5 protein-coding genes and 1 pseudogene are annotated in these 17,896 nt (G+C 58.9%); 5 read left to right on the top strand and 1 reads right to left on the bottom strand.

The genetic code is table 11. The features are described from left to right. Window positions 1–61 precede the first annotated feature (61 nt). From ACYZT6_RS17050 to ACYZT6_RS17040, 3 genes are all read left to right on the top strand, one after another. Complete coding sequence (locus ACYZT6_RS17050) at window positions 62–688, top strand: response regulator (RefSeq protein ID WP_462027895.1); 627 nt, start codon at window positions 62–64, stop codon at window positions 686–688. Beyond that, a complete protein-coding gene (locus tag ACYZT6_RS17045; protein WP_462027894.1) occupies window positions 689–4,339 on the top strand; it encodes a transporter substrate-binding domain-containing protein in 3,651 nt (1,216 codons plus the stop codon). It begins immediately after the preceding gene. 208 nt (window positions 4,340–4,547) lie between these two features. Continuing rightward, window positions 4,548–8,198 (top strand): transporter substrate-binding domain-containing protein, encoded by a 3,651-nt coding sequence (locus tag ACYZT6_RS17040; protein WP_462027893.1) that lies wholly within the window; start codon window positions 4,548–4,550, stop codon window positions 8,196–8,198. Window positions 8,199–8,247: 49 nt separating this feature from the next. Here the strand turns inward: ACYZT6_RS17040 and ACYZT6_RS17035 are convergent, their stop codons facing one another. Beyond that, window positions 8,248–8,559, bottom strand: coding sequence for a hypothetical protein (locus tag ACYZT6_RS17035; RefSeq protein ID WP_462027892.1), 312 nt, complete (start codon window positions 8,557–8,559; stop codon window positions 8,248–8,250). A 561-nt stretch (window positions 8,560–9,120) separates the two neighbouring features. Here ACYZT6_RS17035 and ACYZT6_RS17030 point away from each other — a divergent pair. Further along, on the top strand, window positions 9,121–10,323 hold the full coding sequence (locus ACYZT6_RS17030; protein WP_462027891.1) for an EAL domain-containing response regulator: 1,203 nt from the start codon (window positions 9,121–9,123) through the stop codon (window positions 10,321–10,323). A gap of 467 nt (window positions 10,324–10,790) precedes the next feature. Continuing rightward, a pseudogene (locus ACYZT6_RS17025) lies at window positions 10,791–17,831 on the top strand (ESPR-type extended signal peptide-containing protein); the annotation flags it as partial. Window positions 17,832–17,896 lie beyond the last annotated feature (65 nt).

Here is a 17,896-nt window from a genome sequence, read left to right as displayed (position 1 = left end):
TTTATATGCGTGACCCTTCGAGTCGCCGGTATTTTCCGGTTCGTCTTGCAGCGAGGTTCATATGCATAGAGCGTTGGTTGTAGACGATCATCCGTTCATTCGAGCGGCTGTGAAAATGTTGCTTGAACATGAGCAATTCGAACTCATCCTCGAAGCTGACAATGGCGTCGATGCGGTGCAACTGGCTCGTCAACATAACCCTGAACTTATTCTGCTGGATATCGCCATGCCCGGCCTGGACGGACTGGAAGTCATCAGCCGGCTCCGTGCGCTGAAACAGTCGAGCAGGATCCTGGTATTGACCGCCCAGTCAGCGTCATTTTATGCCATGCGCTGCATGAAGGCGGGCGCTGCGGGTTATATTTCGAAAACCGATGATTTGGGCGAATTGAGCAAAGCGATCAAGGCGCTCATGGCCGGTTATACCTTCTTCCCCAATCTGGCAGGCAATTCCGTACGTCGATGCGATGTCGATTGCACTGAGATGGAGATGATCCGTGAATTGTCCGATCGTGAACTGATTATTTTGCAGCAACTTGCCCGAGGCCTGAGCAACAAGGAAATCGGCGATGCCATGTTGTTAAGCAACAAAACCGTCAGTACGTATAAAACCCGCCTGATCGAAAAACTCAACGTTAAGTCGGTGGTTTATCTGGCCGACTTTGCCAAGCGCAATAATCTGGTCTAAATGAAAACTCTTCTGCTCAACTATCTGCTAGCCGTATTTTTACTCGGTCAGTGGGGAAGCGTTTCCTCAGCACAGGCCGAGGCGCAATCCCTGAACCTTTTCGGCCGTTCAAATGGGGAGAACTATGCGGTCGTTCTGGATGAGACGGACTGGCGTTGGTTGCGCACCAAGAACACACTGCGCCTGGGCGTGTCCGCGCCGGACTATGCGCCCTTCGACATCATCACCAATGGCCAGGATTACGAGGGGATCACGGCTGATTACGCCGAGCTGCTGGCCACCATGTTGCACACCAGGATCGAGGTTCTTCGTTACGACTCTCGAGCCGAGGTGATACAGGCACTCAAACTCGGCGAGCTGGACCTGGTGGGCACTGCCAACAGCTTCGATGCGGCAGATCCAGCGTTGGCGCTGTCCAGTGCCTATGCGCAGGCCCCGTCGGCGCTGGTGACTCGCAGTGGCCCCGGCCAGGTGTTGAGGCCCGACCTGGCTGACAGTCGCCTGGCCATACTTGACCACTTTCAGCCTATGGATGCCGTCAGTGCGGCCTATCCCAAGGCGCAACTGCAGCTTTACCCCTCGGCCCAGAACGCAATCGGTGCGGTGGCCTTTGGTCAGGCGGATGCCTACGTAGGCGATCTCATCAGCACCCACTATCTGGTTAACAAACACTACCTCAACGACGTCCGGCTGACGACGTTGCCGGGCGTGTACTCAACCCAGTTTTCCTTTGCCATACAACCGGGCAATCGTCGTTTACTGCACATCGTCAATACCGCCTTGGCGGTGATCCCCATCACCGATCGCATGACCATCCTGCGCCGTTGGAGCGCCGGTGACATGAGCATTTCCGGTCTTAATCCACTTCAGTTCAGTGCGGCTGAACAACGCTGGCTGGAAAAGCATCCGCGCCTGACGGTGGCAGTCAACGATAACTTCGCTCCCCTATCGTTTTTCGATGAGCAAGGGGAGTTCCGGGGCATCAGTGCCGAGGTCTTGGCGAAGGTCAGCCAGCGTACCGGTTTGAAATTCAATGTGCTGCGCGCCAGCTCGACGGACGACATGATCAAGCTGATCAAAAAGGGAAAAGCCGATCTGGTGGCGGCGTTCAATCCCAGTACCGAACGTGCAAGCGAGCTGCGTTTTACCCGCCCTTATTTGACCAACCCGTTTGTTCTGGTCACTCGGGCCGAGTCGGGCAGCCCCGAAAGACTGGAGGACATGGTCGGCAAAAAACTGGCACTGCGGCGCGGCAATGCGCTGCATGATTTCATCCGCCAAAATTATCCGGGCATTCAGTTGATACAGACACCGGCTTCAGCCGATGCGATGGCGTTGGTGGACAAGGGGGAGGCGGACGGTGCCATCAATGCGCTGATCAACGGGCGTTACTTGATCATGCGCGACTACCGTGACCGCTTGCGCATGGCCAGTATCGTCGGCTTATCGTCGGCGCAAATTGGCTTCGCCACCGATCGCGGGGCGCTGGAGCTGTATTCGATCCTGGACAAAGCCCTGCAAAGCATTCCCCCGGAAGAACTGGATGAGCTGACGGGCAGGTGGCACCACGACGTGGTGATCGACAATGGCAGCTGGCGGCAAAATCGCACCGTGGTCATCCAGGGTTTTGTGCTGTTCGCGCTGTTGTTGCTAGTGGCCGTGGGCTGGATCATTTACTTGCGCCAGTTGATGTCCAAACGCGAAAAGGCCGAGTTGGCGCTCAACGATCAGATGGAGTTCATGCGCGTCTTGATCGACGGCACGCCGCACCCGATTTATGTACGTGATCGTCTGGGGCGACTGGTGAGTTGCAACTGTGCTTACCTGGACGCGCTGGGAGTCCCACGCGAGACGGTGATGGGCAAGCAGATTACCGACACCGAACTGCTCAGTCATGCCGACGCCCAGATCTATCATGACGAATACATGAAGGTGATGGAGGACGGTACGCGATGGATACAGGATCGCGCCATCACCAGCACCGACGGCACGATACACACGGTGTATCACTGGATGCTGCCGTATCGCACAAGCGATGGCGTGGTCACCGGCATTATTGCCGGCTGGATCGATATCAGCGAACGCCAGCTTCTGTTCGATCAATTACAGAATGCCAAGAAAATTGCCGACGACGCCAACCGGGCAAAAACCACCTTCCTGGCAACCATGAGCCATGAAATCCGCACCCCGTTGAATGCGGTGATCGGCATGCTCGAACTGGCGATGATGAAGGCTGATCAAGGCGTCATGGACCGGTTCGCCATCGAAGTCGCCTCTGGCGCGGCACGGGGGTTGCTGGACCTGATCGGCGATATTCTCGATATCGCCCGCATTGAATCCGGTCGCCTGTCCCTGGCCCCGGAACGGGCCAACCTGCGTGAGCTGGTCGAATCGGTGGTGCGGATGTTCGAAGGCGCGGCACGGCAAAAAGGCCTGCGGCTGTTGTTGGATTTCGAGCTCAAGGCTTGTTGCGATGTCCTGATCGATCCGCTGCGCTTCAAACAGATTCTGTCCAATCTGCTGAGCAACGCCATCAAGTTCACCGACGAAGGTGAGGTCGGTTTGAGCGTGCGGGCTGCGCCCGGCGTGTGCGGCGAGCGTCTGGCGATTCATGTGCAAGTCAAGGATACCGGCATTGGTATTTCCGCCAAGGACCAAGAGCGGTTGTTCAGCCCATTCGGTCAGGCCAGCAACAATCACCAGTCGCCGCGGGGTGGTTCGGGGCTGGGCCTGGTTATCTGCCGTACCCTGTGTGAAATGATGCAGGGGCAACTGCATCTGACCACCGTGCTGGGCAAAGGCACGCAGATTGATATCAGCCTCGACCTGCTTATCCTGCAACCATTGCCCGCTGCCGAGTTGCCGGCGGCCGAACCGGTGTCTCAGGCAGGGGTGCTCAACATTCTGGTGATTGATGATTACCCGGCCAACCGTTTGCTGCTCTCCCAGCAATTGAGCTACCTGGGCCACGGCGTCAGCGACGCCGAAGATGGCGCCCATGGTCTGCGCGCCTGGCGAAATGGCAACTTCGATGTGGTCATTACCGACTGCAACATGCCCGTCATGAACGGTTATGAGCTGACGCGAGCGATTCGTGATGAGGAAGAGGCTTCGGGTACCAAGCCTTGTTTGATCCTGGGGTTTACCGCCAATGCCCAGCCGGATGAAAAAGACCGCTGTCTGGCAGAGGGGATGGACGATTGTCTGTTCAAGCCGATCAGTCTCGGGGATCTGAGTGCCCGACTCGCCTCGGTACGGCCCAGCACCGAGTCACGGCCCGTTGGCGGGCGGGTGTACGGGATTGAAGGCGACATTGACCTCAGTAGCCTGCAGCAACTGACGCGTGGCGATCACAGCGCCATCGACCATTTGCTTGGCGATCTGGCCGCCAGTAATGAAGAGGACATGCTGCGGCTGATCAAACTGTTCAGCGCCCACGACTTGTCGGGTCTTTCCGATCTGGCCCATCGGGTCAAGGGGGGCGCACGAATCATCAAGGCAAGCCGTTTGATCCAGTGCTGCGAGCAGTTGGAAGTCGCCTGTATAGGGACGGACTCTGCCTTGTTGACCGAGGCAGTGGATGCGTTGCTGCAAGCGATGGAAGGATTGGCGCAAACGCTCGAGCGGCGCCTGGTCGATCCGGCACTGTAGATCTCGGGGGTAGCGCTGCAAAGGAACGCGCGCCTGCTCTTGGGAAATTTCCTACATCCAGAAAGAAATTTCCCCTAGATACTCACCGCAAGCCCAGACAGTTGAAACCCATACATCCGGGCAACCGTCAGTACCTGAAAACCAAAATAACAACGTGATTCCGGTGGTGTATCTTGCGGACTTCGCCAAGCGTAATAGTCTGATCTGAATGAAAATTCTCCTGCGTAACTATCTGCTTGCGGCGCTTTTGCTCGGCCCATTGGGGAGTATTTCGACAGTACAGGCCCAGGTGCAATCCCTGAATCTCTTCGGCCGTTCGAACGGCGAGCGTTATGCCGTCCCTCTGGATGACGTCGACTGGCGTTGGTTGCGCAACAAGAGCTCACTGCGCCTGGGCGTATCCGCGCCGGACTATCCACCCTTCGACATCGTCACCAATGGCCAGGATTATGAGGGGATCACGGCTGATTACGCCGAGCTGCTGGCCACCCTGTTGCACATCAAGATCGAGGTTCGTCGTTATGACTCTCGGGCCGAGGTGATTCAGGCACTGAAGTCAGGTGAGCTGGATCTGGTGGGCACTGCCAATGGTTGCGATGCGCAAGATCCAGCGTTGGCGCTGACCAGTGCCTATGCGGACGCCCCGTCGGTACTGGTCACCCGCAGTGGCGTCGACCCGGTGTTGACGCCAGACCTCGCCGACAGTCGCCTGGCCATACTTGAGCACTATCAGCCGTCAGACAGCGTCAGTGCCGCTTATCCCAAGGCTGAGCTGCAGCTTTACCCTTCGGCCCAGGGCGCTATCGGTGCCGTGGCGTTTGGTCAGGCGGATGCCTTCCTGGGTGACCTCATCAGCTCCCACTATCTGGTCAGCAAACACTTCCTCAATGACGTACGCCTGGCTACGTTGCCGGGCGTGTACACCACGCATTTCTCCTTCGCCGTCAACCAGAGCAGCAGTCGATTGCTGCCCATCGTCAATGCCGCGCTGGCGGCGATCCCCACCACCGATCGCATGACGATTCTGCGCCGCTGGAGTGCCGGCGACATGAGCATGACCGGCCTGCATCCACTTCAGCTCAGTGCGGCCGAACGAAGTTGGCTGAAAAAACATCCGCGTCTGACCGTGGCCGTCAACGACAGTCTCGCTCCTGTTTCTTTCTTTGATGAGCAGGGTGAGTTCCGGGGGATCAGTGCCGAGGTCCTGGCCAAGATCAGCCAGCGCACCGGTTTGAAATTCGATGTGCTGCGCGGCGACTCGATGAACCCGTTGATCGAGAAAATCAGGCGCGGTGATGCTGATTTGATTGCGTCGTTCATTCCCAGTACTGAACGCGAAAGCCAGCTGCGGTTCACCCGCCCTTATCTGACCAATCCGTTTGTGCTGATCACTCGGGACGAATCGGGCAGTCCGAAAACACTGGAGGGCATGGTCGGCAAAAAACTGGCACTCAGACGCGGCAATGCGCTACTTGATTTCATCAGCCAGAAATTCCCGGGCATAGAACTGATCAAGACAACGACTGCAGCCGAAGCCATGGCGTTGGTGGCCAGAGGGGAGGCGGACGGTGCAATCAACTCGCTGATCAACGGGCGTTACTTGATTTTGCGCGAGTACCGCGACCGTCTGCGCGTGGCCGGCATCGTCGGTTTGCAGTCGGTCCAGACCGGTTTTGCGACCGACCGTGGGGCGCTGGAGCTGTATTCGATCCTGGACAAGGCCCTGCAAAGCATTCCCCCGGAAGAACTGGATGAATTGACGGGCCGTTGGCACCACGACGTGGTGATTGATAATGGCAGCTGGCTGCACCATCGCACAGCGATCATCCAGGGTTTTGCCCTGTTTACGCTGTTGTTGATGGTGGCTGTGGGCTGGATCATTTACTTGCGTCAGTTGATGTCCAAACGCGAAAAGGCCGAGTTGGCGCTCAACGATCAGATGGAGTTCATGCGCGTCTTGATCGACGGCACGCCTCACCCGATTTATGTACGTGATCGTCTGGGGCGGCTGGTGAGTTGTAACTCTGCTTACCTGGATGTGCTGGGCGCTCCACGCGAGACAGTGATGGGCGAGCAGATTACCGACAGCATCCTGGTCGGTCCTTCCGATGCTCAGACCTTTCAGGACGAGTACCAGAGGGTGATGGAGGAGGGGACGCGATGGATACAGGATCGGACCTACACCCACAAAGACGGCGTGGTCCACACGGTGTATCACTGGATGTTGCCGTATCACACCAGTGACGGCGTGGTCGCCGGTATCATCGCCGGCTGGATCGATATCAGCGACCGTCAGCGATTGCTCGATGAATTGCAGAATGCCAAGAAAAGTGCCGATGACGCCAACCGGGCGAAAACCACCTTCCTGGCCACCATGAGTCATGAAATCCGCACCCCGATGAATGCGGTGATCGGCATGCTCGAACTGGCGATGAAGAGGGCCGACCAAGGCATCATGGACCGGTTCGCCATCGAAGTCGCCTCGGGTGCGGCACGGGGGTTGCTGGATCTGATCGGCGACATTCTCGATATCGCACGCATTGAATCCGGTCGCCTGTCCCTGGCCCCGGCACGGGCCAACCTGCGTGAGCTGGTCGAATCGGTGGTGCGGATGTTCGAAGGCGTGGCACGGCAGAAAGGCCTGCGGTTATTGCTGAATTTCGACCTCAAGGCCAGTTGCGATGTCCTGATCGATCCGCTGCGCTTCAAACAGATTCTTTCCAACCTGCTGAGCAACGCGATCAAGTTTACCGATGAAGGCGAGGTGCGTTTGAGCGTGCAGGCCGTGCCCGGCGCAGGCGGCGAGCGTCTGGCGCTTCATGTGCAAGTCAAGGATACCGGCATTGGTATTTCCGCCAAGGATCAAGAGCAGCTGTTCAGCCCTTTCGGTCAGGCCAGCAACAATCACCAGTCGGCGCGGGGTGGTTCGGGCCTGGGCCTGGTCATCAGTCGTACCCTGTGTGAAATGATGCAGGGGCAATTGCACCTGACCAGCGTACTCGGCAAGGGTACGCAAATTGATATCGGCCTCGACCTTCTTGTCTTGCAACCGATACCCGCTGCCGAGTTGTCGCCGGTCGAACTGGCGTCTCAGGCAGGGGTGCTAAACATCCTGGTGATTGACGATTACCCGGCCAACCGTTTGCTGCTCTCCCAGCAACTGTCCTTCCTCGGTCACAACGTCAGCGATGCCGAGGACGGTGCCCACGGCCTGCGCGCCTGGCGCAACGGCAATTTCGATGTGGTCATCACCGACTGCAACATGCCCGTCATGAACGGTTATGAGCTGACGCGGGCCATTCGCGATGAAGAAAGGTCTTCGGGGGCCGAGCCTTGCCTGATCCTGGGGTTCACCGCCAATGCCCAGCCGGATGAAAAAGACCGCTGCCTGGCAGAGGGGATGAACGATTGCCTCTTCAAGCCGATCAGTCTCGGGGATTTGAGTGGCCGACTCGCCTCGGTTCAACCTGGCGCTGAGGCATTGCCGGTTGGCCAGAAGGTTGACGAGATTGAGGGCGACATCGACCTGGCCAGCTTGCAGCAACTGACCCGTGGCGATCGCCCCGCGATCCAGAACTTGCTTGGGGATCTGGGCACCAGTAATGAAGAGGACATGTTGCGGCTGATCAAATTGTTCGGCGAGCATGACTTGCCGGGACTTTCCGATCTGGCCCATCGGGTCAAGGGGGGCGCACGAATCATCAAGGCGAGCCGTTTGATCCAGTGCTGCGAGCAGTTGGAAGCTGCCTGCATGGGGGCGGACTCCACTGAGTTGACAGAGGCCGTGGATGCGTTGCAGCAAGCGATGGAGCGGTTGGCGCAAACGCTGGAGCAGCGCATCGGTGATCCGGCGATATAGATCCAGGCGGTAGCGTTGCAGATTGAAGTGCCTGTTGCTCGGTCCCTTGTTATACGACGCTGAAAACGATCCCGTCTTCTCTGGCGATCAGTCGCGCTTTATCGATTTTCATCCTCATGGCTCTGGCAGCCTCCTTGAGAGTGCGCCCGGCTTCAGCATGCTCGCGCAGGGCGCGTGCGAGTTTTGTGCGTACCACTTGCTGCGTCTTGTGATGGCCAGTGACATGCCGTACGGAATGAACCCCGCTTTGGCCGGCCGGAATGTTCTGGATTGTTTTTCCGTCTGCAAAAAACTGTTCTTTGTATTTTTCCAACTCCAAAGTAATGATTTCGCGTGGGTGAAGTGTAGTTTCGCCAGCCACTGCATATCTCCGAATAGTTGATGTGTGCGGAATGTTGGGGGAAGTAAAAGACTGGAAGATCCCGGCCTGATTTAAGGTTTCGACAAGAGTCACTATTAGTGAAAGACACTGGCAGGATCAGTCCGCTAGTTTGCATCCCTTTCGTTTCTTCAGTTGCATCAACAATCTTTCCATCTGTTGTTTCAGGTTCTGGAGGGTGACAGCGCCTCTTTCGCGATCTTCGCCTCGCCACGATTCGCTATGTGCGGTCAAGAGCTTGAGGTTTTCTTCGTGTCGCCTGAGTAATATCCGTAGTTGTTTTCGCTCTTTACTCATGTCGGATTCTGTCTTGGAGGAGTGGGCCGATAACTGCGTTCAATCTTGCGCAAACATTAATGATGGATACAACGACCTGTCTGTAGGAAATTTCGCAAGGAACAAACAATCCTCTGACCATACGTCGCAATACCTTCACGCGTCGTGACGTTGGGAAATTTCCTACATTCAGAAAGAAGTTTCCTAGAGATACCCACCGAACAAGTCCGGACAATGGGTTCATTCCTTACAGAGTGAGCCGCTTCCATGCCCATGCTCCCGTTACGTGTTCTGGTTCTTGGCGACAACGCCTTCCATCGCTCGATTGCGGTCAACATGCTGTGGCAGTCCGGTTGTCAGGAAGTCTTCGTTGCCGCTGATGGCGCGCAAGCCCACTCGATACTCGAACAGGTCGGTCCGGTGGATATCACCCTGTGCGACCTGCGCATGGGCGGTGTGGACAGCCTGGAGCTTCTGCAGAGCGTGGGCCGATCCCGTCTGGCGGGGTCAATCATCATCAGCAGTTCGCTGTCGGCAGATGTGCGTCAGGCGGTGGGGCAGTTGGTTTCGCTGTCGGGGATGGTGTTGCTGGGCTATGTCAGCAAGCCTCTGCAACTGGATGCACTGCAGCTATTGCTGGCAAAACACCTGAGCGATCCCGTTGACGAGCCCGTCGTGCTTCCTGTTTCTGCGCTGGCCACCGAAGAAGAGGTGCGCCGCGCATTTGCCGACCAGCAGTTGCAGGCTTACTTTCAGCCCAAATTCAACTTGCTGACCGGTGAAGTGTGCAGTGTCGAAGCCTTGGCCCGTTGGCACCATCCATTCAAAGGTGTACTGCCGCCCTCGCTGTTCCTGCCGGTTATCGAGCGTTGCGGGTTGATGGATGACTTGCTGTTCCTGCAGTTGGAGCAAGGGTTGTGGCTTCAGCGCCAGGCACTCAATCAGGGAATCGACCTGAACGTCTCCTTCAATCTGCAGGCTGCGCAACTGGCCAACGTCGAACTCACGTGCCGGATCAAGTCGATGCTCAGTGCTCATGAAATGCCCGGTTCAGGGCTGACTTTCGAGCTGACCGAAACCGGACTGATAGAAGCCCCTGCGACCAGCCTGGAAAGCCTGGTGCGCCTGCGAATGATGGGTTGCAGTCTGTCTATCGATGATTTCGGCGCGGGTTTTTCGTCGCTTCAGCGTCTGTGCCAACTGCCGTTCAACGAAATCAAGCTCGACGCCGAGTTCGTTCGCGGACTCAAGCAAGAACCCCGTTGCCGCGCAGTGATCAGCAGCACCCTGGCGCTGGGCGAAGCGTTGGGCATGTCGGTGGTGATCGAAGGGATCGAAACTGAAGAACAGCGTCAGGTATTGCTGGAACTTGGATGTACTCAAGGGCAAGGCTATTTATGTGCGCGTCCGATGATGGCAGCGGGTTTATTGAATTGGCTGGATCTTCAGCCAATGGCTGCCGTTAGTTGATGGGTAAGTTATTGAACGACCTCATCAAGTAGGCGTCTTGCAAGTTTTCATGACAGGCGCGCAGATTTAGAGTGGTAGTGATTAGCAATGACGAATCATTCTTGATAAATGTTGGTCGCCGATGATCAGTGTTTTTTTCAACGCTTGAGTATCTAGAAAGTTTCCATCATCTGGACTATCGCCGAATCTCCCCCCAGGAAGCCGCTGATATTTGTCTAGACAGGAAATTTCCTACAAGCAGCAGGAAATTTCCTAATTTAATCCCCTTGGTAAGTCGAGACAATAAGCTCTCGTAGTTCCTTGGTGGTGCCTGTTTTTTACATAAGGCGAAGCGCTTATTCTTGTCGTTTTCAGGAATGAGGTGTCGTTTTAAGCAGGGTTTTGTATATCAAGGATTGAATCAAAAGCGGACGTCATCACGCCATGGATGACGCAGTTTCGGAGGTTGGCTCAGCGCCAAAACATTGATGAATAAAATATTTTCGGTTGTCTGGAACACATCAATGTGTTGCTGGGTAGTTGCTTCGGAACTTGCCAATAAAAAGACCAAGAGCGGCCCATCACCTCAGCGTAAAAGGGGTTTGAAAACGTCTGGAGCGGGTGCTATTGCGGTTACTTTGCTCTCGTTGGGGGCAATGAGCCCTGGGGTGGTGGTCGCTGGTACGACACTGGGGCCGCTGACGACCGCTCCTGATTCATCCATTGCAATCGGCGGTGGTGGAGGGGCTACCAGCGCTTCAACCATCAGTATTGCAATAGGCGACGCCGCTGTAGCGAACGGAGGTAACTCCATTGCACTTGGACGCCAGATAGCTGGGACGGGCGCTAATGCGGTCGGCATAGGTTGGGGGGCCAGCGCGACCGGGGCAAATGCAATCGCGTTGGGTAGCAGTAGCGGGGCCAATTCATCATTGGCCCCGAGTGCAGCGGCTACAAACAGTATGGCCCTGGGGCAGGAGTCGAAGGTGTTGGCGGCTGGCACTTCCGGTGTTGCAATCGGGCATGCCGCTACCGTTAACGAACAGTTCGGCATTGCTATAGGTGATCAATCGGTAGCGGGCGTCAGTGGCGGTACAGGTAGTCGTGAGATTGCAATTGGCACACTCGCCAAAGCTACCGGCAATTACAGCCTTGCGCTGGGTGATAGTAGCGTCGCGGGTGCCACTGACAGCTCCGTCACCCGTGCCACCGCTATCGGTGTTGTTGCCAAAGCTCTGGCAAACAACGCCACTGCACTGGGGTCATCAGCATCCGTGACCTTCGCCAACAGTGTGGCGCTGGGCTCGGACTCATCCGCCACTGGCGCCACACTGGCCACTGCGGCTTATGGCATCGGCGGCACGGCAACGGCGGGCGGTGAAGTGAACATCGCCAACGGCGTCAACGGCCGTCGCATTACCGGTCTTGCCGCAGGTGCCAATGCGACGGATGCCGTCAACGTCAGCCAACTGGATAAAGTGGGGCGGGACACGGCGACGGCCCTGGGCGGCGGCGCGGCGCTGAATGCGACCACCGGGGTATGGACGGCCCCCAGTTACTCCACCAACAGCATCAACGCTGTCGGCACCAACACCGGTCCGTTGGTCAGCACCAACGTCGGCGCGGCATTGACCAATCTCAATACCAGCGTCACCAACACAGCTGCCGTGGCGGTGAAGTACGACAACGCCGCTACCAAAACCCAGGTGACCTTCAACCCGGCGGGCACTGCGGTCAAGTTGACCAACGTCGCGGCCGGTGTCTTGAACGCCACCAGCACCGATGCTGTGAATGGCAGCCAATTGTTTGCGGACAGTCAGAACACGGCGACTGCCCTGGGCGGCGGTGCGGCAGTCAATGCAACCACCGGGGCATGGACGGCGCCCAGCTATTCCACCAACAGCATCAGCGTGAACGGCACCAATACCGGCCCGTTAGCCAGCACCAACGTCGGCGCGGCATTGACCAACCTCAATACCAGCCTGACCAACACTGCCGCTGTGGCGGTGAAATACGATGACGCCAGCACCAAGACTCAAGTGACCTTCAACCCGGCAGGTACTTCGGTCAAGTTGACCAACGTCGCGGCCGGTGCCTTGAACGGCACCAGCACCGATGCGGTGAACGGCTCGCAGTTGTTCACGACCAACCAAAGCATCAATAACATCATCAGCAACGGCCTCAAGTATTTCCACGCCAACTCGGCCCTGGCCGACAGCACTGCCACGGGTACTGACAGTGTGGCGGTCGGCCCTGTCGCCAGTTCCACGGCAACCAATGCAGTGGCCATCGGTAATGGCGCCGTGGCCAGCGTTGCCAATTCGGTGGCCTTGGGCAGTGGCGCAACGACTGCGGCGGCGACTGCCACCCCAACGGGTGTGGTTAATGGCACTACTTACACTTACGCAGGCTCTGCTCCAATCGGTGTATTGAGCGTGGGCAGTGTCGGGAATGAACGTCAGATCAGCAACGTAGCGGCTGGCAAAGTCACTGCCGCTAGCACCGATGCGATCAACGGCAGTCAACTGTTTGCCACCAACACGGCGGTCGATGCTGTCGGCACCCAGACCACCACGTTGGGCAACACCTCGGCCAGCACCTTGGGCGGCGGCGCCACTTACTCGCCAGCCACGGGTCTTACTGGCTTCAGTCAACCGATCAACGCGATCAGCACCACCGGTGCGGTCGGGGCTGCCACTGCGCAAACCAGCGTAGCGGGTGCATTGACGGCGCTGAACACCGACACGGTCAACACTGCCAATATCGCGGTGAAATATGATGCGGTCGGCGGCAACGCCATCACCCTGGGGGCAACCGGTGGTGCAGGTGCGCCGGCCGGCGGGGTGAAAATCACCAACCTGAGTGCCGGTGCCTTGAACGGCACGAGCACTGATGCGGTGAATGGCTCGCAGCTTTTTGCGACCGATACTGCCGTCAATAATCTGGGCACCCAAACCACTACTTTAGGCAACACCTCGGCCAGCACCTTGGGTGGCGGCGCGACTTACTCGTCGGCCACAGGTCTTACTGGCTTCAGTCAACCGATCAACGCGATCAGCACCACCGGCGCGGTCGGGGCAGCCACTGCGCAAACCAGCGTAGCGGGCGCGTTGACGGCGCTGAACACCGACACCGTCAACACCGCCAACATCGCGGTGAAATATGATGCGGTCGGCGGCAACGCCATCACCCTGGGAGCGACCGGAGGTGCCGGCGCACCGGCCGGCGGAGTGAAAATCACCAACCTGAGTGCCGGTGCCTTGAACGGCACCAGCACCGATGCGGTGAACGGCTCGCAGCTTTTTGCGACCGATACTGCCGTCAATAATCTGGGCACCCAAACCACTACTTTAGGCAACACCTCGGCCAGCACCTTGGGTGGCGGCGCGACTTACTCGCCGGCCACGGGTCTTACTGGCTTCAGTCAGCCGATCAACGCGATCAGCACCACCGGTGCGGTAGGGGCAGCCACTGCGCAAACCAGCGTAGCGGGCGCGTTGACGGCGCTGAACACCGACACGGTCAACACCGCCAACATCGCGGTGAAATATGATGCGGTCGGCGGCAACGCCATCACCCTGGGAGCGACCGGTGGTGCAGGCGCACCGGCCGGCGGGGTGAAAATCACCAACCTGAGCGCCGGTGCCTTGAACGGCACCAGCACTGATGCAGTGAACGGCAGCCAACTCTTTGCCACCGATACTGCCGTCAATAATCTGGGGACCCAGACCACTACGCTGGGCAACACCTCGGCCAGCACCCTGGGCGGCGGCGCCACTTACTCGCCGGCCACGGGTCTCACTGGCTTCAGTCAGCCGATCAACAGTGTCAGCACCACCGGTGCGGTAGGGGCAGCCACTGCGCAAACCAGCGTAGCGGGGGCGTTGACCGCGCTGAATACCGACACAGTCAACACCGCCAATATCGCGGTGAAATATGATGCGGTCGGCGGCAACGCCATCACCCTGGGCGCGACCGGTGGTGCAGGCGCACCGGCCGGCGGGGTGAAAATCACCAACCTCAGCGCCGGTGCCTTGAACGGTACCAGCACTGATGCAGTGAACGGCTCGCAGTTGTTCGCAACCAACCAGACCGTCGATGGCCTCGTCAACAATGGTGCGGGCATCAAGTATTTCCACGCCAACTCGACCCTGGCCGACAGCACTGCAACCGGCCTCGACAGCGTGGCCGTCGGTCCAGCGGCGAGTGCGACCGTGGCCAACGGTGTGGCGCTCGGTTCGAACTCATCGGCCACGGGCGCGACATTGGCCAATGCCGCTTATGGTGTCGGCGGTTCGGCGACAGGGGGCGAAGTGAACATCGCCAATGGAACAGACGGTCGTCGTCTTACCGGTCTTGCCGCCGGTTCCAGTGCAACGGATGCCGTCAACGTCAGCCAACTGAATAAAGTGGGGCAGGACACAGCGACCGCCCTCGGCGGTGGCGCGGCACTTGATGCAGCCACGGGGGCTTGGACGGCCCCGAGTTATTCCACCAACAGCATCAGCGTAAACGGCACCAACACCGGTCCGTTAGCCAGCAACAACGTCGGCGCGGCCCTGACCAATCTCAACACCAGCCTGACCAATACCGCCGCCGTCGCCGTGAAATACGACGACGCCAGCACCAAGACTCAAGTGACCTTCAACCCGGCGGGAACCGCGGTTAAATTGACCAACGTCGCGGCCGGTGCCTTGAACGGCACCAGCACTGATGCGGTAAATGGCTCGCAGCTGTTTGCGACCAACCAGACCGTCGATGGCATCGTCAACAATGGCGCGGGCGTCAAGTATTTCCACGCCAACTCGACCCTGGCCGACAGCACCGCCACGGGCACTGACAGTGTGGCCATCGGCCCGACCGCCAGCTCGACGGCAACCAATGCGGTAGCCATCGGCAATGGCGCCGTAGCCAGTGTGGCGAACTCCCTCGCGTTGGGTAATGGCGCGACAACTGCGGCGGCGACTGCCACCCCAACGGGTGTGGTTAATGGCACTACTTACACTTACGCCGGTACCGCACCGGTGGGTGTGTTGAGCGTGGGCAGTGTCGGTAATGAACGTCAGATCAGCAACGTAGCGGCTGGCAAAGTCACTGCCGCTAGCACCGATGCGATCAACGGCAGTCAACTGTTCGCCACCAACACGGCGGTCGATGCTGTCGGCACCCAAACCACCACGTTGGGCAACACTTCGGCCAGCACTTTGGGCGGCGGCACCACTTACTCGCCGGCCACGGGTCTGACTGGCTTCAGTCAGCCAATCAACAGCGTCAGCACCACCGGCGCGGTAGGGGCCGCCACTGCGCAAACCAGCGTAGCGGGTGCGTTGACAGCGCTGAATACCGACACGGTCAACACCGCCAATATCGCCGTGAAATATGATGCGGTGGGCGGCAACGCCATCACCCTGGGGGCAACCGGTGGTGCAGGCGCACCGGCCGGCGGGGTGAAAATCACCAACCTGAGTGCCGGTACCTTGAACGGCACTAGCACTGATGCGGTGAACGGCTCGCAGCTGTTTGCGACCAACCAGACCGTCGATGGCATCGTCAACAACGGCGCCGGCATCAAGTACTTCCACAGCAACTCGGTCCTTGCCGACAGCACCGCCACCGGTACTGACAGTGTGGCGGTCGGCCCGGCTGCCAGCTCGACGGCAACCAATGCGGTAGCCATCGGCAATGGCGCCGTAGCCAGCGTGGCGAACTCCCTCGCGTTGGGTAATGGCGCGACAACTGCGGCGGCGACTGCCACCCCAACGGGTGTGGTTAATGGCACTACTTACACTTACGCCGGTACCGCACCGGTGGGTGTGTTGAGCGTGGGCAGTGTCGGTAATGAACGTCAGATCAGCAACGTAGCGGCTGGCAAAGTCACTGCCGCTAGCACCGATGCGATCAACGGCAGTCAACTGTTCGCCACCAACACGGCGGTCGATGCTGTCGGCACCCAAACCACCACGTTGGGCAACACTTCGGCCAGCACTTTGGGCGGCGGCACCACTTACTCGCCGGCCACGGGTCTGACTGGCTTCAGTCAGCCAATCAACAGCGTCAGCACCACCGGCGCGGTAGGGGCCGCCACTGCGCAAACCAGCGTAGCGGGTGCGTTGACAGCGCTGAATACCGACACGGTCAACACCGCCAATATCGCCGTGAAATATGATGCGGTGGGCGGCAACGCCATCACCCTGGGGGCAACCGGTGGTGCAGGCGCACCGGCCGGCGGGGTGAAAATCACCAACCTGAGTGCCGGTACCTTGAACGGCACTAGCACTGATGCGGTGAACGGCTCGCAGCTGTTTGCGACCAACCAGACCGTCGATGGCATCGTCAACAACGGCGCCGGCATCAAGTACTTCCACAGCAACTCGGTCCTTGCCGACAGCACCGCCACCGGTACTGACAGTGTGGCGGTCGGCCCGGCTGCCAGCTCGACGGCAACCAATGCGGTAGCCATCGGCAATGGCGCCGTAGCCAGCGTGGCGAACTCCCTCGCGTTGGGTAATGGCGCGACAACTGCGGCGGCGACTGCGACCCCAACGGGTGTGGTTAATGGCACGACTTACACTTACGCCGGTACCGCACCGGTGGGTGTGATGAGCGTGGGCAGTGTCGGTAATGAACGTCAGGTCACCAACGTAGCGGCTGGCAAAGTCACTGCCGCTAGCACCGATGCGATCAATGGTAGCCAACTGTTTGCCACCAACACGGCGGTCGATGCGGTCGGCACCCAAACCACAACGTTGGGCACCACCTCGGCCAGCACCTTGGGCGGCGGCGCCACTTACTCGCCGGCCACGGGTCTTACTGGCTTCAGTCAGCCGATCAACGCGATCAGCACCACCGGCGCGGTAGGGGCAGCCACTGCGCAAACCAGCGTAGCGGGTGCGTTGACGGCGCTGAACACCGACACAGTCAACACCGCCAATATCGCGGTGAAATATGATGCGGTCGGCGGCAACGCCATCACCCTGGGGGCAACCGGCGGAGCCGGTGCACCGGCCGGCGGGGTGAAAATCACCAACCTCAGCGCCGGTGCCTTGAACGGTACCAGCACCGACGCGGTGAATGGCTCGCAGCTGTTTGCGACCAACCAGACCGTCGATGGCCTCGTCAACAATGGCGCGGGCATCAAGTATTTCCACAGCAACTCGGTCCTCGCCGACAGCACCGCCACGGGTACTGACAGTGTGGCCATCGGCCCGACCGCCAGCTCGACGGCAACCAACGGGGTAGCCATCGGCAATGGCGCCGTAGCCAGCGTGGCGAACTCCCTCGCGTTGGGTAATGGCGCGACAACTGCGGCGGCGACTGCCACCCCAACGGGTGTGGTTAATGGCACTATTTACACTTACGCCGGTACCGCACCGGTGGGTGTATTGAGCGTGGGCAGTGTCGGTAACGAACGTCAAATCAGCAACGTGGCGGCTGGCAAAATCACTGCCGCCAGCACCGATGCGATCAACGGTAGCCAACTGTTTGCCACCAACACGGCGGTCGATGCGGTCGGCACCCAAACCACCACGTTGGGCACCACCTCGGCCAGCACCTTGGGCGGCGGCGCCACTTACTCGCCGGCCACGGGTGTTAC

It is taken from the genome of Pseudomonas sp. RT6P73, from assembly GCF_054897715.1.
Note: the sequence above shows the minus strand (reverse complement) of the source record. Positions and strands in the feature narration are given on the sequence as shown.

Excerpts from the sequence above, each read along its gene's own strand:
- ACYZT6_RS17050 (WP_462027895.1), top strand. The coding sequence starts at position 62 with ATGCATAGAGCGTTGGTTGTAGACGATCATCCGTTCATTCGAGCGGCT.
- ACYZT6_RS17045 (WP_462027894.1), top strand. The coding sequence starts at position 689 with ATGAAAACTCTTCTGCTCAACTATCTGCTAGCCGTATTTTTACTCGGT.
- ACYZT6_RS17040 (WP_462027893.1), top strand. The coding sequence starts at position 4,548 with ATGAAAATTCTCCTGCGTAACTATCTGCTTGCGGCGCTTTTGCTCGGC.
- ACYZT6_RS17030 (WP_462027891.1), top strand. The coding sequence starts at position 9,121 with ATGCCCATGCTCCCGTTACGTGTTCTGGTTCTTGGCGACAACGCCTTC.